General features: G+C 71.9%; 22 protein-coding genes. 8 read left to right on the top strand and 14 right to left on the bottom strand.

Annotation, left to right across the window (positions count from 1 at the left end):
- Positions 1 to 2: 2 nt before the first annotated feature.
- Together ACTHM3_RS14425 and ACTHM3_RS14420 are read right to left on the bottom strand one after the other, a co-directional pair.
- Positions 3 to 1559, bottom strand: coding sequence for a hypothetical protein (locus ACTHM3_RS14425; protein WP_440406967.1), 1557 nt, complete (start codon positions 1557 to 1559; stop codon positions 3 to 5).
- Positions 1556 to 1798: a hypothetical protein gene (locus tag ACTHM3_RS14420; RefSeq protein WP_440406966.1), complete on the bottom strand. Its 243-nt coding sequence runs from the start codon at positions 1796 to 1798 to the stop codon at positions 1556 to 1558. The genes ACTHM3_RS14425 and ACTHM3_RS14420 overlap by 4 nt, the downstream gene beginning before the upstream one ends.
- Before the next feature lie 114 nt (positions 1799 to 1912).
- Here ACTHM3_RS14420 and ACTHM3_RS14415 point away from each other — a divergent pair, with 114 nt between their 5' ends.
- Both ACTHM3_RS14415 and purB read left to right on the top strand, forming a co-directional pair.
- On the top strand, positions 1913 to 2431 hold the full coding sequence (locus ACTHM3_RS14415; RefSeq protein ID WP_440406965.1) for a low molecular weight protein-tyrosine-phosphatase: 519 nt from the start codon (positions 1913 to 1915) through the stop codon (positions 2429 to 2431).
- Entirely contained in the window at positions 2428 to 3810 is a 1383-nt protein-coding gene (gene purB / locus ACTHM3_RS14410; protein ID WP_440406963.1) for an adenylosuccinate lyase, read from the top strand. Before ACTHM3_RS14415 ends, purB begins: the two co-directional genes overlap by 4 nt.
- A 27-nt stretch (positions 3811 to 3837) precedes the next feature.
- Here purB and ACTHM3_RS14405 read toward each other — a convergent pair whose 3' ends face one another.
- The 8 genes from ACTHM3_RS14405 to ACTHM3_RS14370 form a co-directional block, all read right to left on the bottom strand.
- Positions 3838 to 4095: a hypothetical protein gene (locus tag ACTHM3_RS14405; protein ID WP_440406962.1), complete on the bottom strand. Its 258-nt coding sequence runs from the start codon at positions 4093 to 4095 to the stop codon at positions 3838 to 3840.
- A complete protein-coding gene (locus ACTHM3_RS14400; RefSeq protein ID WP_440406960.1) occupies positions 4092 to 4733 on the bottom strand; it encodes a DUF308 domain-containing protein in 642 nt (213 codons plus the stop codon). Before ACTHM3_RS14400 ends, ACTHM3_RS14405 begins: the two co-directional genes overlap by 4 nt.
- 65 nt (positions 4734 to 4798) lie before the next feature.
- On the bottom strand, positions 4799 to 6178 hold the full coding sequence (dnaB, locus tag ACTHM3_RS14395; protein WP_440406958.1) for a replicative DNA helicase: 1380 nt from the start codon (positions 6176 to 6178) through the stop codon (positions 4799 to 4801).
- Positions 6179 to 6620: 442 nt separating this feature from the next.
- Entirely contained in the window at positions 6621 to 7073 is a 453-nt protein-coding gene (rplI, locus tag ACTHM3_RS14390) for a 50S ribosomal protein L9 (protein WP_440406957.1), read from the bottom strand.
- A 9-nt stretch (positions 7074 to 7082) separates the two neighbouring features.
- Positions 7083 to 7346, bottom strand: a complete 264-nt coding sequence (gene rpsR, locus ACTHM3_RS14385) for a 30S ribosomal protein S18 (RefSeq protein ID WP_440406955.1) — start codon at positions 7344 to 7346, stop codon at positions 7083 to 7085.
- 32 nt (positions 7347 to 7378) lie between these two features.
- Complete coding sequence (locus tag ACTHM3_RS14380) at positions 7379 to 7888, bottom strand: single-stranded DNA-binding protein (protein WP_440406953.1); 510 nt, start codon at positions 7886 to 7888, stop codon at positions 7379 to 7381.
- 3 nt (positions 7889 to 7891) lie between these two features.
- Complete coding sequence (rpsF, locus tag ACTHM3_RS14375) at positions 7892 to 8302, bottom strand: 30S ribosomal protein S6 (protein ID WP_440406952.1); 411 nt, start codon at positions 8300 to 8302, stop codon at positions 7892 to 7894.
- A 136-nt stretch (positions 8303 to 8438) separates the two neighbouring features.
- Positions 8439 to 9869 (bottom strand): CCA tRNA nucleotidyltransferase, encoded by a 1431-nt coding sequence (locus ACTHM3_RS14370; protein WP_440406950.1) that lies wholly within the window; start codon positions 9867 to 9869, stop codon positions 8439 to 8441.
- 122 nt (positions 9870 to 9991) lie between these two features.
- On the opposite strand from ACTHM3_RS14370, the gene ACTHM3_RS14365 reads away from it, so the two are divergent.
- The 6 genes from ACTHM3_RS14365 to ACTHM3_RS14340 all read left to right on the top strand — a co-directional run bounded on the left by ACTHM3_RS14365 (position 9992) and on the right by ACTHM3_RS14340 (position 17321).
- Positions 9992 to 11836: a DUF6049 family protein gene (locus ACTHM3_RS14365; protein ID WP_440406948.1), complete on the top strand. Its 1845-nt coding sequence runs from the start codon at positions 9992 to 9994 to the stop codon at positions 11834 to 11836.
- Positions 11833 to 13524, top strand: coding sequence for a murein biosynthesis integral membrane protein MurJ (gene murJ, locus ACTHM3_RS14360; RefSeq protein WP_440406947.1), 1692 nt, complete (start codon positions 11833 to 11835; stop codon positions 13522 to 13524). The genes ACTHM3_RS14365 and murJ overlap by 4 nt, the downstream gene beginning before the upstream one ends.
- A gap of 76 nt (positions 13525 to 13600) precedes the next feature.
- The gene (trxB, locus tag ACTHM3_RS14355; protein WP_440406946.1) at positions 13601 to 14587 is read left to right on the top strand and encodes a thioredoxin-disulfide reductase; all 987 of its coding nucleotides are present in this window, start codon (positions 13601 to 13603) and stop codon (positions 14585 to 14587) included.
- Positions 14588 to 14654: 67 nt separating this feature from the next.
- On the top strand, positions 14655 to 14981 hold the full coding sequence (gene trxA, locus ACTHM3_RS14350) for a thioredoxin (RefSeq protein ID WP_440406944.1): 327 nt from the start codon (positions 14655 to 14657) through the stop codon (positions 14979 to 14981).
- Between the two features lie 76 nt (positions 14982 to 15057).
- Positions 15058 to 16359 (top strand): PLP-dependent aminotransferase family protein, encoded by a 1302-nt coding sequence (locus ACTHM3_RS14345; RefSeq protein ID WP_440406942.1) that lies wholly within the window; start codon positions 15058 to 15060, stop codon positions 16357 to 16359.
- Positions 16359 to 17321, top strand: a complete 963-nt coding sequence (locus tag ACTHM3_RS14340) for a D-alanine--D-alanine ligase family protein (RefSeq protein ID WP_440406941.1) — start codon at positions 16359 to 16361, stop codon at positions 17319 to 17321. The genes ACTHM3_RS14345 and ACTHM3_RS14340 overlap by 1 nt, the downstream gene beginning before the upstream one ends.
- A gap of 39 nt (positions 17322 to 17360) precedes the next feature.
- Here the strand turns inward: ACTHM3_RS14340 and ACTHM3_RS14335 are convergent, their stop codons facing one another.
- The 4 genes from ACTHM3_RS14335 to ACTHM3_RS14320 all read right to left on the bottom strand — a co-directional run bounded on the left by ACTHM3_RS14335 (position 17361) and on the right by ACTHM3_RS14320 (position 21503).
- Positions 17361 to 18329, bottom strand: a complete 969-nt coding sequence (locus tag ACTHM3_RS14335; RefSeq protein WP_440406939.1) for a ParB/RepB/Spo0J family partition protein — start codon at positions 18327 to 18329, stop codon at positions 17361 to 17363.
- Positions 18329 to 19210, bottom strand: a complete 882-nt coding sequence (locus tag ACTHM3_RS14330) for a ParA family protein (protein WP_440406937.1) — start codon at positions 19208 to 19210, stop codon at positions 18329 to 18331. The genes ACTHM3_RS14335 and ACTHM3_RS14330 overlap by 1 nt, the downstream gene beginning before the upstream one ends.
- Positions 19211 to 20304: 1094 nt before the next feature.
- Positions 20305 to 20952 (bottom strand): 16S rRNA (guanine(527)-N(7))-methyltransferase RsmG, encoded by a 648-nt coding sequence (gene rsmG / locus ACTHM3_RS14325; RefSeq protein WP_440406935.1) that lies wholly within the window; start codon positions 20950 to 20952, stop codon positions 20305 to 20307.
- Complete coding sequence (locus ACTHM3_RS14320) at positions 20949 to 21503, bottom strand: Jag family protein (RefSeq protein WP_440406933.1); 555 nt, start codon at positions 21501 to 21503, stop codon at positions 20949 to 20951. Before ACTHM3_RS14320 ends, rsmG begins: the two co-directional genes overlap by 4 nt.
- Between the last annotated feature and the right edge of the window lies 1 nt (position 21504).

Raw genomic sequence — 21504 nt, 5'->3', positions numbered from 1 at the left:
GTTCATCCGGACCCGTCGCGGCGGGTCGCGTGGTACGAGAACGCCGTGATGCTCGACCCGTCCTGCGCCGCATAGTCGCCGGTGAACGCGTCGAGCGCGGCGCTCTGCTCCCGCACATCGCGCGAGCGCGCCGCGTCGATCGCGTCGGCGGTGGCCGCGTAGGCGACCCGCTGATGGCCCGGTGCCGCCTGATCGGTCGGCATCTGCGACGGATCCGCGTACACGGTGCGCTCCACCTGCAGCAGGTGCGCGTCGGTCTGCGGCCCCGCGAGCGCCGGGATGAAGTCCTCCGCGTTGCGCACCTGCATCCCGTGCATGCCGTCCGGCAGCGCGACATTGCCCACCGGGGCGCCGAAGGTCTGCAGCCCTACCGCGTTCCAGTTGCCGTCGGCCGCGATCCGGGCCGCGACCATCCCGCCCTGCGAGAAGCCGACGAGCTGCACCTCGCTGCCCGGCCGGATGCCGGCGTCCGTCATCGCGAGCTCCGTGGCACGGATGGACCCGACGTCCTCCCCGCCGACGCCGCCCACGTTGCTCGCCAGATCCCACGGCTCGCCCTTCGGACCCGGGTCGAACGTCTCGGTGGGCCCGACGTAGACCACGTACCGGTCGTCGCGGCCGGCTGCGCTGTAGCGCTCGATCCGGACCTGGTTACCCTCCGGCACGCGGGTGAGGCGCTGCGCCGCACCGACGGGCGGCGCCGTCACGGCCTGTCGGTCGACCCGCTGCACGTCGACGGGCGACTCCTTCAGAAGCCCCGCCGCCGGCCCGCCGTGCATGAGCGCGCCCGCGCTCGTCCGGACGCCGGTCGCGCCCGTGGCGCCGAGCGCGACCGCGACCGCCGGCGGCAGTCCGACCGCCGTCCCCATGCCCTCGTCCAGCCCATCGGCCACCCCTCGGACGGCGGCGACGAACCGCGGATTGCTGAGCAGTTGGGGATGCTGCACGAGGAGCCGTCCGACACCCGTGCCGACGCCGGACGACGCGCGCTTCAGCGCCGCGCCCTCGGTGGCGAGGATGCCGAGCCCGACGACTCCGCCGCCGAGCACCTGCAGCCCCGCCGCTACGCCCGCCATCCGGCCCACCGCCCCGAGGGTCCCGCCGAGCAGCGCCCCGCCGACCGACGCGAGGGCGTCGAAGGCCGATCCCGCGCGGTGCTCGGCCGCGGCGTAGCGGTGCGACGCCGCGTCGATCGCGTCGGCCAGCCGATCCGCCGCGCTCGAGGCGCCGCGGAGGAGGCTCCCGAGGTGCGGCATCGGCAGCGCACCGGGGACGAGCTCGGCGCGGTGCACCGTCCGCACCGCATGGTCGAGGTGCGCGGCGAGCGCATGCGCCCGGTCCACGGCGGCGCGCATCCCATCGGTGGCGATCACCGTCGCGCCGGGCGGGCTGATCACGAGAGGACCGCCCATCGACGCCGTCGGGGCGACGTGCGGCGGGTCCGGAGGCGGCGCCGGGTGGGTGCCCGGCTCGAGCGGCGGGAGCACGCGATCCGGCCCGGCACCGGGCGGCAGCACGGGCGGGACGAGCGGCGACGGTCCGTCGGCGGGTGCGCTCATGCCGCACTCCGGACGAGCGTCAGCAGCCGGTCCACCTCCGCGAGGGCCGCGCCGAGCCGCACCCGCAGCTCGGTCTCGAGCTGGTGGCAGGCCTCGGCAGCGGGCCCGATCCAATCCTCCGCGGCCACGCGGGGCGGATGGGCGACCGCGGCGTCGAGCTGCTCACCGAGCGGCGTCAGCAGCCGCAGGAGCTCCGAGCGGGATCCCGGCTCGAGGTGAGCGTCGGTCAACGGCATCATGCCCCGATGCTCGTCGCGGGGCGGCGGCGCCGTCGGTCCGGCGACCCGGTCCGGGGACGGCCCCGCAGGAGCCCGACCTGTGCAGGAGCCGTCGTCCCCCGCCAAGATGGGGGCATGGTGCGCGCGGACGGGCCGACCCCTCCCTTCCGCGTGTGCTTCGTCTGCACCGGCAACATCTGCCGTTCCCCCATGGCCGAGGCGGTGTTCCGCTCGCTCATCGCCGCGCACGGCTACGACCGGCGCCTCGAGGTCTCGTCCGCGGCCACCGGCGACTGGCATGTCGGCGAGCGGGCCGACGCCCGTACCATCGCGGCCCTCGCCGCGCGCGGCTACGACGCCACCCGGCACCGGGCCCGGCAATTCGACGCGGGCGAGTTCGCGCGCTACGACCTCGTCGTCGCGTTCGACCGCAGCCAGGAGCGCATCCTGCGCGGGTGGGCGGCGAGCGATCCGGATCTCGGCAAGGTGCAGCTGCTGATGACGTTCGATCCCGACGGATCGGGCACCATGGAGGTGCCGGATCCCTATTACTCCGATCCGGCGATGTTCGACGGCGTGCTCACGATGATCGAGCGCGCCACCACGGCGCTGTTCCGACAGCTCGAACCCGGAATCCGACAGGGAGTCTCATGAGCCCGCTTCCCCCGCAGCCGATCAGCCCGCTCGACGGGCGGTACCGTGCGGCGGTCGAGGAGCTCGGCGAGCACCTCTCGGAGGCGGCGCTCAACCGCGCGCGCGTGCACGTCGAGGTGGAGTGGCTCCTCGCCCTCGCCGCCCGCGGCCTGTTCGGCGCGGCCCCGGTCGAGCCGGAGAAGGCGGCGGCGCTCCGCGCGTTCGCCGCGGACTTCGGCGCCCCCGAGATCGCGCGCCTCGCCGAGCTCGAGGCCACCACCCGCCATGACGTCAAGGCCGTCGAATACCTCGTCCGCGAGCGGATCGCCGCCCTCGATCTCGACCGCGTTGCGGAGCTCACCCACTTCGCCTGCACGAGCGAGGACGTCAATAACCTCTCCTACGCCCTCACGATCCGCGACGCGGTGCACCGGATCTGGTTGCCGAAGGCCCAGGGCGTCCTCGCGCTGCTCGAGGAGCGCGCCCGCGCCGAGCGGGCGACGCCGATGCTCGCCCACACCCATGGCCAGCCGGCCACCCCGACGACGTTCGGGCACGAGCTCGCCGTGTTCGCGTTCCGGCTGCGCCGCGCGCTCGAGCGCGTCGACGGCGTCGCGATCCTCGGCAAGCTGAACGGTGCGACCGGCGACTACGCGGCGCACGTCGTCGCGGATCCCGACACCGACTGGCCGGCCGTCTCACGCGAGTTCGTCGAGGGCCTCGGCCTCGTCTGGAACCCGCTCACCACCCAGATCGAGTCGCACGACTGGCAGGCGGAGCTGTACGCCGCGATCGCGCACGCGAACCGCGTCCTGCACAACCTCTGCACCGACGTGTGGACCTACATCTCGATGGGCTACCTCACGCAGATCCCGCAGGCCGGAGCGACCGGATCGTCGACCATGCCGCACAAGATCAACCCGATCCGCTTCGAGAACGCGGAGGCGAACCTCGAGCTCTCCACCGCGCTCCTCGACTCGCTCGCCGCCACCCTGGTGACGAGCCGGATGCAGCGCGACCTCACCGACTCCACGACGCAGCGGAACGTCGGCGTCGCGCTCGGCCACTCCCTGCTCGCGCTCGACAACCTGACGCGCGGGCTCGGCGAGGTCGCGGTGGACCGGCCGGCGCTCCTCGCCGACCTGGAGGCGAACCAGGAGGTGCTCGCCGAGGCGATCCAGACGGTGATCCGCGCGGAGGTCGTCGCCGGCCGCAGCTCGATCCGCGATCCCTACGCCCTCCTCAAGGACCTGACCCGCGGGCATCGGCTGACGGCCGACGAGCTGCGCGACTTCGTGCAGCGGCTGGACATCGGCGACGCCGCCAAGCGCCGCCTCCTCGCGCTCACCCCGGCCGGCTACACCGGGATCGCCGCCGAGCTGGTCGACCACCTGGAGTGAGCGGCGGCCGCAGGCCGGTCCGCGGGGTCAGTGCCCGCGCGACTCCTCGTCGTCGTCCGGGCGACGGTCGGCGTCGGGCCGCTCGTCCTTCGGCGTCGCGGCGAGCAGCAGCATCGCGGTGACCACCAGGGCCACCACGAAGGCGACACCCGCCCACTCGAGCGCGACCACGATCTCGCGCGTCCCCATCAGCACGACGGCGCCGACGAAGACGCCGATGATCGCCGAGGCGCCGACCAGCTCCACCGGGCGCAGCCGCGCGCGCATCGCGGGCTTCTGGCTCATGCCGCGCCTCCGTCCTTCTCCGCTTCGCCGCCGCGCAGCGACACCGCGGAGATCGCCTGCAGCACGCCGACCACGATCCCCCACGCCCCCAGCAGGCCCACGAGCACGACGGAGGCGGTGAGGGTGCCGCTGATGTTCTGGATGCCTCCGAGCGACTGCCGGTAGCCGGGCGGCACGACGAGGAAGGCGACGCCGAGCAGCACGGTGAGAGCGCCGACGAGGATCCAGTCGCGCGCCCCGCGGTCGCGCCCGCGCGCACGGACTCCGGTCACGAGCTCGAGCGCACCGGTCACGAGCCCGAAGGCGCTCACGATCCCGACGAGGACGATGACGTCGCGCTCCGCCGGTGCCGAGGCGACGGCGACGAGGGCGGCGAGCCCGGCCACGAGCGTGACGACGGCCTGGACGACGAAGGGGCCGCGCACCGCCCGGCCGAGCGCGAGCACGGCGCCGGCCAGCAGCACCGCCCCGGAGACGAGCCCGAACAGGCCGAACGCGACCAGTCCGAACCCCGCCGAATGACCGCCCGTGAAGGTGATCGCGAGGCCGAGGACCAGCACGAGAGCGGCGCGGACCGCGGTCAGCGTCCACGGGGCGACGCGCGGCCGGCGGGGGACGACGGCGGGCGCGGCGGACACGAGGATCCAGTCTACGGACCGCTCGCTGCGCGCGCCCTGCACGCTCGCTGCGGACGGCGCGGGGCTCAGAGCCGCGGCATGTCGCTGAAGCGCGAGTACATGCCGCTGAACGAGACGCCGATCGTGTCCTGCCGACCGTTGCGGTGCTTCGCGACGATGAGGTCGGCCTCGCCCATGCGCGGATCGTCGCGCTCGAGGCCCGTCTCGCGGTGCAGCAGGATCACGATGTCGGCGTCCTGCTCGAGCGACCCGGACTCGCGGAGGTCGGACAGCGCCGGCTTCTTGTCGGCGCGGGCCTCCGAGTTGCGGTTGAGCTGCGATAGGGCGATCACCGGCACGTTCAGCTCCTTGGCGAGCAGCTTCAGCGCACGGGAGAACTCGGAGACCTCCTGCTGGCGGTTCTCGACCTTCTTGCCGGAGGTCATGAGCTGCAGGTAGTCGATGATGACCATCCGCAGCCCCGACTTCTGCGCGAGACGACGGCACTTGGCGCGGATCTCGACGAGCGTCATGTTGGGGCTGTCGTCGATGTAGAGCGGCGCGTCGGCGATCTCGCCGCGGACGTTGGCGAGCTTCGCCCAGTCGCGCGGGTCCATGTTGCCCTTGCGCAGCGTGTGCATGGGGATGGACGACTCCGCCGCGAGGAGGCGGGTCGCGATCTCGCTGCGCCCCATCTCGAGCGAGAAGAAGATGGCCGGGAGTCCGGCCTTGATGGTCGCCGCGCGCGCGAAGTCGAGCGCGAGCGTCGACTTGCCGAGGCCGGGTCGCGCGGCGACGATGATCATCTGGCCGCCGTGGAAGCCGTTGGTCATCTCGTCGAGGTCGGCGAACCCGGTCGGCACGCCCGGCATGTCGCCGTCGCGACCGCTGGCCGCCTCGATCTCGTCGACCGCGGTCTGGATCGCGTCGACGAGCGGCACGTAGTCCTCGGCCTCGACGCCGCCGGTGACGCCGTAGATCTCGGCCTGCGCGTGGTTGACGAGGTCGGTGACCTCGCCCTCGCTCGCGTAGCCCATCTGCACGATGCGGGTGCCCGCCTCGACCAGACGACGGAGCACCGCCTTCTCGGCGACGATCGACGCGTAGAAACCCGCGTTGGCCGCGGTGGGGACGAGCGCCGTGAGCGTGTGGAGGTACTCCGCGCCGCCGGCCCGCTGCAGCGTGCCGTTCTTCGTCAGCTCGTCGGTGACCGTGATGACATCGGTCGGCTCGCCGTGCGAGTACAGGTTCAGCACGGCCTCGTAGATGAGCTCGTGCTTCGGGAGGTAGAAGTCGACCGCGCGCACGGTCTCGATGACGTCGGCCACGGCGTCCTTGCTGAGGAGCATGCCGCCGATCGCGCTCTGCTCGGCCAGCAGGTCGTGGGGCGGTGTCCGCTCCCCCTGCCAGCCGTCGCGCTGCTCTCCCCGCTGTTCGCCCGCGAGACCCAGGTGGGCGATGGACATGACTGCTCCTTCTCGACGCGCGCGTCGGATCTCATGCTGACAGCGCCGATCGTGGCACCGGCTCCCGACACTCGGGAGCGGCGCGGCGCGCGTCCCCGTCCCCGGCGGGGCGTCGCGAATCGACGAGGCCTCACGGTAGGGAAGGCGTCGGGAGGGGACAAGCCGAGGCTGTGGATAAAGGTGTGGGAAATCCCGGCGAAACGCCGCCCGCGATGTGTAGAAGGTGTGGAGTCTGCTGTGGGAAACTCGGATATGGAACCACTTTTGTGCCCGTTGATCAGGACTTTATCGACGCCGAGCCTGTGTGGAGAAACACGCCTGGACTGCCGCTTGAAGCTTTGCCCCTTGACATCTCCCCTGTGGACGGCGCCTCTCCGACGGGGAGGACAGACGAAAGGCGGCGTCCCCCCTTCGGGGGACGCCGCCTTCGACGGTGCTGAGGTTACTTCGCGGCCACCACGTCGAGCGTGATCGCGGCGACGACGTCCTCGCGCAGGCGCACCGAGGCCTCGTGACGGCCGACCGACTTGATCGGGGCCGACAGCTCGATGGTGCGCTTGTCGAGGGATCCGACCCCCGCCGCGGCGACGGCCTCGGCGATGTCGTCCGTCTTCACCGAACCGAAGAGACGGCCCTCGCGGCCCGCCTTCACGGTCAGCCTGACGGTGGTCTCCTCCAGCTTGGCCTTGAGGGCCTGGGCGTCCTCGAGCGTGGCGAGCTCGCGCGCGGCACGGGCCGCCCGGATCTGCTCGACCTGCTTCTCGCCGCCGCGGCTCCACGCCACGGCGAAGCCCTGCGGGATGAGGTAGTTGCGGGCGTAGCCGTTCTTGACGTCCACGACGTCGCCGGCCGACCCGAGGCCGGAGACCTCGGACGTGAGGATGAGCTTCGACATCCGTGTCTCCTATCGGCCCGAGCCCGCGTACGGGAGGAGGGCCATCTCGCGCGCGTTCTTGACCGCGCGGGCGATGAGCCGCTGCTCCTGCACGGAGACACCGGTGATGCGGCGGGCGCGGATCTTGCCGCGCTCCGAGATGAACTTGCGAAGGGTCGCGACGTCCTTGTAGTCGATCACGCCGACCTTGATGGACTTCGCGGGAGCGGCGTTCTTGCCGCCCTTGGGCCCGCGCTTGCGGCGGTCGCCGCTGCTGCTGCTCTTACCAGGCATGCTGATGCTTTCTGTCGGTCCTGATCAGGCGATCAGAACGGGGTCTCGTCGTTGTAGTTGGCGCCGCCGCCCGGGGTGCTCCAGACGTCGTCGGAGCCACCGCCGTTCGACCCGCTCGGAGCCCACGGCTCGTCGGCCACGGCCTGGGGGCGTCCGCCGCCCTGGCCGCCGGAGCCGCCGGAGGTGCGGGTGACCTGGGCCGTCGCGTAACGCAGGCTCGGGCCGATCTCGTCGATCTCCAGCTCGATCGCGGTGCGCTTGTTGCCGTCGCGGTCGTCGTAGGAGCGCTGCTTGAGGCGACCGGTCGCGATGACGCGGCTGCCCTTCGTCAGCGATCCGGCGACGTGCTCGGCGAAGTCGCGCCAGCAGGACGCGCGGAGGAACAGGGCCTCGCCGTCCTTCCACTCGTTGGCCTGGCGGTCGAACGTGCGCGGCGTGGACGCGATCGTGAAGTTCGCCACGGCGAGCCCGCCCTGCGTGTAGCGCAGCTCGGGGTCGGCGGTGAGGTTGCCCACGACGGTGATGATCGTCTCGCCGGCCATCGCCTACTCCGCCTTCTCGGCGGCGGCCTCGGCCGCAGGGGCCTTCGGCGCCTTCGCGGCGGCGGCGGCCTTGCGCTCGGCGCGCTTCGCCTCGTCGGCCTGGTGCGCGGCCACGCGGGCCACGGCCTCCTCGGCGCGCAGGACCTTCGTGCGCAGCACGGCCTCGGACAGCTTCAGCTGACGGTCGAGCTCGATCGTGGCCGCCGAGTTCGCGGTGAAGTTGACGACGGCGTAGATGCCCTCGGACTTCTTCTGGATCTCGTAGGCCAGCCGGCGGCGTCCCCAGATGTCGACGTTGTCGATCGTGCCGCCATCGTTGCGGATGACGTTGAGGAACCGATCCAGGCTGGGTGCGACGGTGCGCTCATCGATCTCGGGATCGAGGATGACCATCAACTCGTACTGGTACGTCACTAACCCACCTCCTCTGGACTAGAACGGCTGCAGGCTCTCTGCAGCAGGAGGGTATTGACGCGGTCCGCGCCGACGTGACGTCGAGCAGACAACCTGTCGAGTATAGGGCCTCGGGCGCGCTGTGAGCGAGTCGATGTCAGCGGGCACTCGCCCAGGCGCGGAGCCGGCGCTCGGCCTCCTCGGCGCCGAGCGGGCCCTCGTCGAGCCGCGTCTCCAGGAGGAAGCGGTAGGCCTCGCCGACGAGCGGGCCCGGCTTCACCCCGAGGATGCGCATGATGTCCTCGCCGTCGAGGTCCGGTCGGATCGCCGCGAGCTCCTCCTCCGCGGCGAGCGCCGCGATCCGCTCCTCGAGGTCGTCGTACGCGAACCCGAGGCGGTCGGCCTTCCGCCGGTTGCGGGTCGTGACGTCCGCCCGCGACAGGATGTGCAGGCGCTCGAGCAGCGGCCCCGCGTCGCGCACGTACCGGCGCACGGCCGCATCCGTCCACGCCCCCTCGGCGTAACCGAAGAAGCGCAGGTGCAGTCGGATCAGCTCCGACACGGCCTTGACCGTCTCGTTGTCGAAGCGCAGATCGCGCAGCCGCTTCGCCGCCATCCGCGCGCCGAGGACGTCGTGGTGGTGGAAGCTCACGGCGCCGCCCGGCTCGATCACCCGCGTCGCCGGCTTGCCGATGTCGTGCAGCAGCACCGCGAGCCGCAGGACGAGGTCGGGCCGGTGTCCCCGCGACGCCTCCAGCTCGATCGCCTGCTCGAGCGCGATGAGGCTGTGCTCGTAGACGTCCTTGTGCCGGGCGTGCTCGTCGATCTCCAGGCGCAGCGCCGGCACCTCGGGCAGCACCCGGTCGGCGAGCCCGCTGTCGACGAGGATGCGGATGCCGGTGACCGGGGCCGGCGCGAGCAGCAGCTTGCTCAGCTCGTCGCGCACCCGCTCGGCCGAGACGATCGCGATCCGATCCGACATCGCGCGCGCCGCCTCGAACGCCGCCGGGTCGAGGCGCGCACCGAGCTGCGCGGCGAATCGGGCGGCGCGCATCATCCGCAGCGGGTCGTCGCCGAACGACACCTCGGGGGTCGTCGGCGTGCGGAGGAGCCCCGCGATGAGGTCGTCGAGACCGCCCGTCGGGTCGACGAGTCGCGGCTCGCCGCCCGGTGCGGGAAGGGCGAGCGCCATCGCGTTCATGGTGAAGTCGCGGCGCACGAGGTCGCCCTCGAGCGAGTCGCCGAACGCGACCTCGGGCTTGCGGGAGTCGCTCGCGTAGGCGTCGCTGCGGTACGTCGTGATCTCGACCGTCGCGTCGCCGAACCGCGCGCCGATCGTGCCGAACTCCCGCCCGATGTCCCAGTGCGCATCCGCCAGCGGGGCGACGATCGCGATCGTCTCGTCCGGTCGGGCCGACGTCGTGAGATCGAGGTCGGAGACCTCGCGGCCGAGGAACGCGTCCCGCACCGGTCCGCCGACGAGCGCCAGGTCGTGGCCGGCGGCCGCGAACGCCCCGGCGAGCGCGGAGAGCGCGGGAGAGGCGGCGAGGTCGCGCAGACGGGCGACGGCCTCGGCGACGCTCAGCATGCCTGCCATCGTTCCACAGGGCGCGCGAGCCGTCCCGCGCACAGCCGACGCGGAGCGGTCGTCCATCCGAGCGCTCCTAGACTCTCCGGTATGCCCGCGGCCACCGGATGGGACCTCGCGTCGTGCGCCTGACCCCCCGGGCCGGGCGGGCCGCCGTCGCCGCGATCGCCGCCGCATCCGTCGTCGCGGGCGTGCTCACGACCACCGTCGGAGCCGTCGCGGACGGCCGCCCCGGATCCTCGCCCGCCGAGCTAGCCGCCGCGCGCGATCTGACGCCCGGCGTCGGACCCGTCTCTCTCGCGATGCTCGTGCCCATCACGCTGCCGACGACCCCGCAGGCGGGAACGGGGCTCATCGACTCCGACACCCTCGCCACCGACACCGCGGCGACCGGCGTGCTGACCCGGGAGCTCAATGCCGTCACCGGGACCTCCGCGGTCCTCGCGATCGACCCGCGCATCCTCGTGTCGATCCGCATCCTCGGCCGCTCCGCCCCGGCCTCCGCCCTCGATTGGCTCTCCCAGCTGACGGAGCTGCCGAACGAGAAGCTGCCGCTCGCCTACGCCGACGCCGACCCGGCGGCGCTCGCCGACGTGCCCGGCGGCCCGGAACTGCTGTCCGGCCTCGACTTCCAGTTCGGGGTGTCCTCCTCGAACTTCGGCCCCGCACGCACCGCGAGCCCGACGCCCACGCCGACGCCGTCCGCGGACGCGGTGACCCCCGGGCCCACTCCCACCGCCACGGGTCCTGCCGGTCCGCCTCCGCTGCCGAGCAACGACGATCTGGTGGCCGCTCCCGGCTCCTACGTCGCCACCGACATCGCCTGGCCCGCGGACGGCACCGTCTCGACCGCGGACCTCGCCCCGCTCGCGCGCGCCGGCTACACCTCGGTGATCCTGGGCTCGGGCAACGTGTCGGCCGCGACCTCCGCGCGCGTGCAGCTCGACGGCATCCGCGGACTCGTGAGCGACGACGGGCTGAGCGGCATCGCCCGCGACGCGGTGCAGTCGTCGGGCGACGCCGCGCTGCAGTCCGAGCTCGCGCGCTTCGACGCCGCGCTCGCGGGCATGCAGGCGGTCTCGCCCGGCCGCTCGCTGATCGCGACCCTCCCTCGCGGCTGGGCGGTCAATGCGCTGCACGTGCGCGAGCTGCTGCAGAACGTCGACGCGCAGCCCGCCGCGCAGACCGTGGGACTCTCGGCCGTGCTCGCCGGCCCGTCCGCCGACGCGCGGGTGGTCGACGGGACGATCCCGTCCGATGCCGCGCCGCTCGTCGCGGCCGTCGTCGCGACCGTGGCCCCGGAGGCGGCGTTCGCGACCGTCGCGGGCGAGCGCAGCTCCGAGCTGACGGCACCGCGGCGGCTGGAGCTCCTCTCCGTCATGTCGGTGGGCTGGGTGCAGTCCTCCGACGGCGCATGGGCTGACCGGTTGCGCACCTACCTCGCGTCATCGGCACGCCTCCTCGACTCGGTGAAGATCGTGCACGGCAGCAGCGTGCTCGTCACCGCGTCGAGCACGAACATCCCGGTCACGGTCAGCAACGCCCTCGCCGTTCCGGTCACGGTGGAGGTCACCATCACCCCGGTCGCGTCGACCGTGCTCCGGGTCTCCGACCGCCGGGTGGAGCTCAAGGTCGAACCGAACGCGACCGGCCGCGCGCTCGTCCCGGCTCAGGCTCTCGGGTCCGCCACCGTCCAGGCCCGGATCACCCTGCGCAGCACGGCCGACGAGACCGTCGCGATCGGCGCGCCCGACTCCATCGAGGTCGATCTGCGCCCCTCGTGGGAGGGTCTCGGCACGGGGATCATCGGGGCGATCCTCATCCTGCTGTTCGGCGGCGGGATCACGCGGCAGGTGCTGAAGCGCCGCCGCGCCCGGCGAGCACGCGAGGAGCCGGCATCGGACGGCGCCCGCGCGACCACCGATGACGCCGACACGGACGCCGACCGCGACGGGGCGACGGGATGACGACCCCGGCCGCCGCGCCCGCCCCGCCCCCGACGCGCATGGGCCGCGCCTCGGTGCTGCTCGCCTCCGGCACGATCGTCTCGCGCGTCCTCGGCTTCATCAGCGCCTTCGCCCTGACGACCGCGATCGGCCTCACGAACCCGGGCGCCAACGCCTTCGCGGTGGCCAACACCCTGCCGAACCTGATCCTCCCGCTCGTGTCGGGGGGCCTCCTCAGCGCGACCCTCGTGCCCGCGATCGTCCGGGCCGCGAAGCACGAGGATGGCGGCGGGGTCTTCGTGAGCCGGCTCGTCACCCTCGGCACGACCGCGTTCCTCGTCGTGACGATCATCGTCGTGACGATCGCGCCGCTCCTCGTCGGCCTCTACACGGCGGGCGGCCACAGCGCCGGCAACGCGCTCGGCGCGGACGGCGTCGCGCTCACCCTGGCGATGTCGTACTGGTGCCTGCCGCAGCTCTTCTTCTATGCGCTGTTCGCGCTGCTCGGCGAGGTGCTGAACGCCCGCGGCGTCTTCGGGCCGGTCACCTGGGTGCCGGCGATCAACAACGTCGTCGTGATCGCGACCCTCGTGCTGTTCCGGGTGCTGTTCGGAGCCGACCCGGCACGCGCCGCGGGCGACTGGACGCCCGCGCAGATCGCGCTGCTCGCGGGCGGCGCGACCCTCGGCGTCGCCGTGCAGACCGTCGTGCTGGCGCTGTTCTGGCGGCGCACCGGGCTGCGGTTCCGCATCGACTTCCGCTGGCGCGGGCTCGGGCACGTCGGACGGATCGGCGCCTGGACGTTCGGCATGGTGCTCATCACGCTCGCCGCCGGCATCGTCCAGACCAACATCGCGCTCACCGCCGGGCGGTTCGACCCCGGCACGGCGGTCATCCGGACGGCGTGGCTGATCTACATCCTCCCGCACTCGATCGTCGTGATGTCGATCGCGACCGCCTTCTACAGCCGGATGAGCGCGCACGCCCGCGACGGGCGGCTCGACGATCTCCGCCACGACGTCTCCGCGGCGCTCCGCCAGATCGGCCTGCTCATCACCGGCGCCGCGGTCGCGCTCGGGACGGCCGCGATCCCGTTCGCCGGGTTCTTCTCACAGAACCGCGGGGATCTCACCGGCACCGCCGCCGTCCTGCTCGCCTACCTGCCCGGGCTCCTCGCCTACGGCGTCATCTTCGTGCTGCAGCGGGCCTTCTTCGCCCTCGGCGACACGCGCACGCCCTTCTGGATCCAACTCCTGCAGGGCGTGCTGTTCTCGGTCCTCGCCTTCGGCCTCCTCGCCGCCCCGGGCGGCTGGGTGGCGATCGGCATCGCGATCGCCACGACGATCGCGGGGGTCGTCCAGACCCTCGTGTCGGCGCTGGTGCTCCGCGGACGGATGGGCGGGATCGACGGCCGCCGCCTGGTGCGCCGCCTCGGCACGTTCGCGGTCGCCACGATCCCGGCGGCGCTCGTCGGACTCCTCGTCCTCTGGCTGCTCGGCGGCCTCGACCTGGCCGGCGGCGTGCGGGCCGGCTCCGGGTTCGCCGCCGACTTCTCGGGAACGCTGCCCGGGCGGTTCGGCGACTTCGTCGCCGTCGTCGCGGTCGGCGGCGTGACGGCGCTCGTCTACGTCGCGGTCCTCCTCGCGCTGCGGGTGCCCGAGCTCGACCAGCTGATCGGACCGATCCGCCGGATCCTCCGCCGGCGCTAGTCCCGCGACGGCTCCGGGGGGCGGGAACATCGCGCACCTACGATGTGTTGTACGTCGTGGACGAATCGGAGGATCCATGCGCGAGGTCATCATCATCGGGTCGGGCCCGGCGGGGTACACGGCCGCGATCTACGCGGCGCGCGCCAACCTGCGCCCGCTCGTCATCGCCAGCTCGGTCGAGTTCGGCGGCGAGCTCATGAAGACCACCGAGGTCGAGAACTTCCCGGGATTCCCGGACGGGATCATGGGGCCGGACCTCATGATGCAGATGCAGAAGCAGGCAGAGCGCTTCGGCGCCGAGATCGTCTACGACGACGTCGTGGAGTTGACGCTCGACGGCGACGTCAAGACGGTGAAGCTCGGCAACGGCGACGTGCACGAGGCGCTCACGGTCATCTACGCGACCGGATCGGCCTACCGCAAGCTCGGCCTCGAGGACGAGGCGCGCCTGTCGGGCTACGGCGTCTCCTGGTGCGCGACGTGCGACGGCGCGTTCTTCCGGCAGAAGAAGGTGGCGGTCATCGGCGGGGGCGATTCCGCCCTCGAGGAGGCCACCTTCCTCACCCGCTTCGCCGACGTCGTGTACCTGGTGCACCGGCGCGACCAGCTGCGCGCCTCCGCGGCGATGCAGGACCGTGCGATGAGCGATCCCAAGATCCAGTTCCTCTGGAACAAGGAGGTCGCGCACGTCTACGGCGACGAGAAGGTCACGGGCATCGGCCTCGTCGACACCGTCGACGGCTCCGAGACGACGCTCGACGTGCAGGGCATGTTCGTCGCGATCGGCGCCGACCCGCGCACGCACCTCGTGCACGGCCAGCTCGATCTGACGCCCGAGGGCACGATCGCCGTCGAGGGCCGCAGCTCGCGCACCAACCTGCCCGGTGTGTTCGCCGCCGGCGACGTCATCGACCCGACCTACAAGCAGGCGGCCACCGCCGCCGGATCGGGCGTGGTCGCCGCGCTCGACGCCGAGCACTATCTCGCGGCGCTCCCGAAGGAGCTGCTGGAGCAGGCGGCGGGCACCGAGAGCGTCGTCGACGAGATCGCCGCGGCGGTCTGATCCGGAATAGCACTCCCGCCGACGGGGTTTCCGTCAGCAGGCCCGATCACCCAAGTCAGGAGAGCAGATGAGCAACGCGAAGGATGTGACGGATGCCAGCTTCGAGGCCGACGTCCTCAACTCGGAGAAGGCGATCATGGTCGACTTCTGGGCGGAGTGGTGCGGCCCGTGTCGCGCAGTGTCGCCGATCCTCGACAAGATCGCGGAGGAGCACGCCGACAAGCTCGACATCGTCAAGCTGAACGTCGACGACAACCCCGAGACCGCGATGAAGTACGGGATCACCTCGATCCCCGCCATGAAGGTCTTCAAGGGCGGCGAGGTCGTCAAGACCGTCATCGGCGCGAAGCCGAAGCCGGCTCTCGAGGCGGACCTCGCGGAGTTCCTGGCGTAGAGCCTCGTCTCCCCCACGGCCCCGTCCCCATCCCGGGGGCGGGGCCGCTCTCGTCTTCCGCGGTTACTCTGTGTCGATGGACCCGCGACAGGGCAACAACCTCGATCCCTGGTACGACAGCTACGCCGAGCGCACCGCCGGCCTCGCCGCCTCCGAGGTCCGAGCCCTGTTCGCCGTCGCGAGCCGGCCCGAGGTGGTCTCGCTCGCCGGCGGCATGCCGTACGTCTCCGCGCTGCCCCGCGAGCTCGTCGAGACCGCGGTCGATCGGACGGTGCGGGATCACGGACCCGTCGCCCTCCAGTACGGGTCCGGCCAGGGCGTCCCACGGCTCCGCGAGCAGATCCTCGAGGTCATGGCGCTCGAGGGCATCCGCGGCAGTGTGGACGATGTCGTCGTCACAACGGGGTCGCAGCACGCGCTGGAGCTGATGGCGAAGCTGTTCCTCGATCCGGGCGATGTGGTCATCGCCGAGGGACCGAGCTACGTGACCGCCATCACGGTCTTCAAGAGCTTCCAGGCCGAGATCGTGCACGTCGAGATGGACGAGGGCGGCCTGGTCCCGGAGGCGCTCCGCGCCACGATCGGACGGCTGCGGGAGCAGGGGCGCCGGATCAAGCTGCTCTACACCGTGCCGTCCTTCCACAACCCGATGGGCGTCACCCTGTCGTGGCAGCGGCGCATGGAGGTCCTCGAGATCGCCCGAGAGGCCGGCATCCTCGTGCTGGAGGACAACCCCTACGGTCTCCTCTACTTCGATCAGGCGCCGCCGCAGGCGATGCGCTCGATCGAGGAGGACGGCGTCGTGTACCTCGGCACCTTCTCGAAGACCCTCGCCCCCGGCCTCCGCGTCGGATGGGCTCTGGCGCCGCACGCGATCCGCGAGAAGCTGGTGCTCGCGAACGAGGCCGCCATCCTCTCCCCCAGCTCGTTCTCGCAGTTCGTGATCTCGGAGTACCTCGCCACCGCCGACTGGCGAGGGCAGATCGACACCTTCCGCGGCGTCTACCGCGAACGACGGGACGCGATGCTCTCCGCCCTGGCGGAGCACCTCCCCGGGCTGTCCTGGACCGTCCCCTCCGGCGGCTTCTACGTCTGGTTGCGCCTGCCGGATCACCTCGACTCCAAGGCGATGCTGCCGCGCGCCGTCACCGAGCTCGTCGCCTACACGCCCGGGACCGCCTTCTACGCGGACGGCGGCGGGCGCAACGCGATGCGCCTCTCGTTCTGCTATCCGACGCCCGACTTCATCCGCGAGGGGGTGCGGCGCCTGGCGAGCGTGATCAACGGGGAGCTGCGCCTGCTCGACGAGTTCCAGCAGACGCGCCCGCTGCCGGTGCAGCAGGCCCGCCAGAACGTCCTCCCGCCGAGCGTCGGCTGATGGTCGAGGGATCGGGCGCCGACGTCCGGCGCATCGTAGTCCTGGCCGGCGGCATCTCCCACGAGCGCGATGTGTCGCTGCGGACGGGTCGCCGCGTCGCCGACAGCCTCCGCGCCCACGGCCTGCAGGTGGAGCTCGTCGACCCGGACGCCGGGCTGCTCTCATCGCTCCGCGCCGACCCGCCGGACGTCGTGTGGCCGGCGCTCCACGGCGCCTCCGGTGAGGACGGCGCGCTGCGCGGGCTCCTGGAGTTCATCGGCATCCCGTTCGTCGGCTCCCTCGCCGACGGAGCGCGGCTCGCCTGGGACAAGCCGACCGCGAAGGCGATCGCCGCCCGCGCGGGCGTCGCGACCCCGCGATCCATCGCTCTCGGCCGCGAGGCGTTCCGAGAGCTCGGGGCCGACGCGGTCTTCGAGGCCATCGCCGACGAGATGCCCGTACCGCTCGTCGTCAAGCCCGCCCGCGGCGGGTCGGCGCAGGGGGTGACGATCGTCGAGGACCGCGCCGAACTCCCCCGTGCCATGGTCGATGCCTACACCTACGGCGATGTGGCGCTCGTGGAGCAGCGGATCGCGGGCACCGAGATCGCGATCGGCGTGATCGACACGGGGGACGGTCCGGTCGCGCTGCCCGCGGTCGAGATCGAGCCGCTCTCGGGGGTGTACAGCTTCGAGGCCCGCTACAACGCGGGCGAGACGCGGTTCTACGTGCCGGCGCGCATCGACGATGCGGTCGCCGACGTAGCCGTCGAGGCTGCACTGACGGCGCACCGCGCGCTCGGGCTCCGGCATCTGTCCCGCGTCGACCTCATCGTCGACGGAGCCGGGACGCCGTGGTTCCTGGAGGCGAACGTCCTCCCCGGACTCACCGAGACCTCGCTGCTCCCCCTGGCGCTGGAAGCCGCGGGCTACGACCTCGGGTGGGTCTACGCGGAACTCGCTCGTGCGGCGATCAGGGCGTGAGACGCCCGTTCTGGGTGAGACTGTAACCGGCTCTCATGGTTACGCGCCGAATCCCTCTTCGCCGAGCGCGCCGAGGATGCGGTTGAGGTCGCCGATCGTCGCGAACTCGATCGTGAGCGTCCCCTTGCTCGCACCGAGCGCGATCCGCACCCGGGTGTCGAGCCGGTTGCCGAGCCGCTCGGCGATCTCGTCGAGCTGGCCCTGACGCCGGCCCTTCGTCGGCTTCGGCGTCGTCCCCGCGGGAGTCGGCTTGCCGAGCGAGGCGACCGACTCGGCGGCGCGGACGGACAGGTCCTCGTTGACGATCTTGTCGGCGAGCTTCTGCATCGCCTCCGGCTCGCCCGCCGAGAGGATGGCACGGGCGTGCCCGGCGCTCAGCACCCCCGACGCCACGCGGCGCTGGATCGGCTCGGGCAGGCGGAGGAGGCGGATCGTGTTGGTGATCTGCGGTCGGGAGCGTCCGATGCGACTCGCGAGCTCCTCCTGCGTGATCCCGAAGTCCTGCAGCAGCTGCTGGTAGGCCGACGCCTCCTCGATCGCGTTGAGCTGCGACCTGTGCAGGTTCTCGAGGAGCGCGTCCCGGAGCATCGCCTCGTCGGCGGTGTCGCGCACGATGGCGGGAATCGCGGGCAGCCCCGCGATCTTCGTGGCCCGCAGCCGCCGCTCCCCCATGATCAGTTCGTAGTGCGCCTCCCCCGGTCCGGCGCCCGGCCGCGGCCGCACGACGATCGGCTGGAGGACGCCGAACTCGCGCACGGAGACGACGAGTTCGTCGAGGGCCTCCGGGTCGAACTCGGTCCGGGGCTGCTGGGCGTTGGGGACGATGTCGTTCGGATCGAGACTGGCCAGTCGCGCGCCCGGGACGTTGACGAGCCCCTCCGGCGCCTCGGCCGCCGAGAAGAACACGTCGACCGGCCGCTCGGTGGTCGAGCGGCCCCCCTCCGACGATCCCGAGGGGATGAGCGCCCCGATCCCCTTTCCCAGTCCCGTCCTCTTCGGCGCGGCCATCAGCGTGCTCCTCGGTGTGCGATCTCGGCGGCTGCTTCTCGATATGACAGGGATCCCGGCGAGTTGCTGTCGTAGCTGATCACGCTCTGGCCGTAGCTAGGCGCCTCCGAGATCCGGACCGAGCGGGGGATCAGGGCGCGCAGCACCTGCTCGGGGAAGTGGTCCCGCACCTCCTGCACGACCTGGTTCGCGAGGTTGGTGCGGGAGTCGTACATGGTGAGCAGGATCGTGGAGACGTTCAGCTCGGGATTCAGGTGCCGCTGGATCAGCTGGATGCTGTTGAGCAGTTGGCTGAGCCCTTCGAGCGCGTAGTACTCGCACTGGATCGGGATGAGCACCTCGCGCGCCGCGACGAAGGCGTTGATCGTGAGCAGTCCGAGCGACGGGGGGCAGTCGATGAAGACGTAGTGGACCTCGTGGTCGGCGAGGTACGCCTGCAACGCCCCGCGGAGGCGCTGTTCGCGCGCGACGAGCGACACCAGTTCGATCTCCGCGCCGGCGAGGTGGATCGTGGCGGGGACGCAGGTCAGGCCCGGGAATTCCGGGCTCGTCTGCACCACCTCGGCGATCGGCTGGTCGTCCACGATGACGTCGTAGACGCTCGCGGTGTCGGAGCGGTGCTCGACGCCCAGGGCGGTCGACGCGTTGCCTTGCGGATCCAGGTCGATGACGAGCACGTTGGCCCCGGCCTGCGCCAAGGCGGCCGCCAGGTTCACCGTGGTGGTCGTCTTGCCGACGCCGCCCTTCTGATTGGCCACGGTGATCACCCGTGTCGCCGACGGCAGCGGGAGCACCTGAGCAGCGAGGTTGGCGCGTCGGCGGGCGAGATCCAAGATCTCCGACGCGAGGGGGGTGCCCTCGTCGAGTGGATCTCCGGTCACTCTGCTCCGTCCGTCGGTCTGCCGCGGGGGAACGGCAGACGTTTCACGTGAAACGCCGTCAGAACCGGACCTCGGATCCGCCGACGGCTGCGTCTACCTTACGCGGCGGGAGCGCGTGCGATGCCCCTCGCGCGCAACCGGGGGCTGGGCTTGTTCGCATTGACCCGGGGCCGCAAACCCACCGCGTGCCGTGGCGTTTCACGTGAAACATGGGGTGGACCGAGCGCTCGGTTTCACGTGAAGCTCCGGCTGGTCGCGGAACTCCGGCGGCGGGACGCGTTCGGCGGAGGCCTTGGTTCGGGAACCTGATCGACACACGCAGTCCGGTAACCGCGAGGCCCTGCTGCAGCCGCGCGCGCAGGGGATGGAGCCGTCTCCCCCGGGGCGCCGATGCTCGAACGACACGCCCCCGCCTCCGGTTCGGCGGTGGCTCGCCTCGGTGCGCCACGGGAACCGGCGCTCCTGGATCGGCATCGTGCTCCCAGGCGACCCCACGGCCCGGATCAGTGAATCCGCTCGCCCGCCCCCGCCGAATAGCAGGCCGGGCGCGGGCGCGACGGTGCGCGGGCGCCGGCCTGCCCCCGAAGCGCTCTGTGCATCACCGCTCACGCACGTCACAGCCCCGGTCCGACCGACACCAGCGTCCACGCTCCCCCGCCGACACGGGAAGGGTCCCCCGCGACATCCCCGGTCAAGGTCGGGGGAACCGCGATGGCTCTGCGCGACGCCAAGGATCCGGCAACGAGCGCTCCGCCGGCGCTTCCCGGCTCCGTTGGACTGCCACGAACTGCACTGCGCACGTGCAACGCGGGGCCGTGACACCGCACGGTCCCGCTCGGGGCATCGCTGCGGTGTCGCGCTGTCATCACGGAATCGGGCCGCCGTCGGGAGGCCGCGGGAGTGGTATCGCCGCGTCGGGCGGCCGCCAGTCTGCGGGCAACCGAGCCTCCGTACGTCCGACCGCCTGACGACACTCGAACGACGCACCTCCGCGCCGCGGTGCGATCGTCGCCGGGCTGCATTCGCGGACGGACCGAGGGACCGCGGGCGGCGCCGTGGTGTCGTGGTGTCGCAGACAAGCCCTCGCGCCTGAGTCAGGCCACGGTCGCGCGGAAGACCCTCGTCGTCTCAACGCCGATGCCGGCGCCGAGTTCCAGCACTTCGATGTCACGCAAGCGAGCCCTGGCGATCTGCTTGCGAGCCGCGTCGATCTCGTCCGCGACACGCGTGCCCTTCATGAGGATCAACTCACCCCCGACGCGCACCAGCGGCGCCGTCGACGGGATCAGAGTCCGGAGCGCCGAGACGGCGCGAGCGGTGACCTGATCGAGCCGCAGCTCCCCCACGTCCTCGGCCCGTCCCCGCATGACCTCGACATTGGCGAGTCCGAGTCGATCGGCCTCCGCGCGCAGCCAATCCGTGCGGCGCTCCATGGGCTCGATGAGGACCAGGTGGACATCAGGCCGTGCGATCGCGAGGACGAGCCCGGGTAGTCCTGCCCCGCTGCCCACGTCACCCACCCGTCCCTCGCGCAGCAGCGGTGCGAGCAGCACGCAATTCACCAGATGCCGCGTCCAGAGACGCGTGAGCTCCTGGGGGCCGATGAGCCCGAGCTGCTCGCCCCAGCAGCTCAAGTCGGCGGCGTAGGAACGCGCCTGCTCGATCGTGTCTCCGAACAGTCTCCCCGCGACGACCGGCTCGGGCTCGAGGGCCGATGTTTCACGTGGAACGTCGGGACTCACGCGCGTGTGATCACCGTGTGCCGGTCACGGCCCTCACCCTCCGACGCCGACGTGAGTCCGCGCTCGGCGACGAGGTCGTGCACGATCTTGCGCTCGTAGCTCGACATGGGAGGGAGCGACGCCGACGCCGCTCCCTCTTCCAGACGAGCGACAGCACGGTCCACGAGCGCGGCCAACTCCCCCGCACGCGCGTCGCGCGATCCGCCGATGTCGAGGATGAGACGCGAGAAGCGACCGGTTCTGTTCTGCACCGCGAGTCGCGTCAGCTCCTGCATCGCGGCCACCGTGTCGGGCTTGGAGAGGACGCGCAGGTCCGAGCTCTCCCCCGCCGTCACGGAGACGTAGGCGCGGCCGGCGCGCGCATCGATGTCGATGTCGCCGTCGAGATCCGCGATGTCGAGCAGCTCCTCGATGTAGTCCGCCGCGATGTCGCCTTCGTCGACCAGCTCCTGCTCGCTGGGCTCCGTCACGCCGTGATCGGCAGCGGTCTCCGCGATCGAGCGATCCGCGTCGCCCTCGAGGTCGGTGTCCGGCGAAGTGATGTCCGACATG

This window comes from Pseudolysinimonas sp., assembly GCF_051954455.1.
Classification (GTDB): Bacteria; Actinomycetota; Actinomycetes; order Actinomycetales; family Microbacteriaceae; genus Pseudolysinimonas.
The sequence above is the reverse complement of the archived record's forward strand: the minus strand, read 5'-3'. Positions and strand labels throughout refer to the sequence as shown.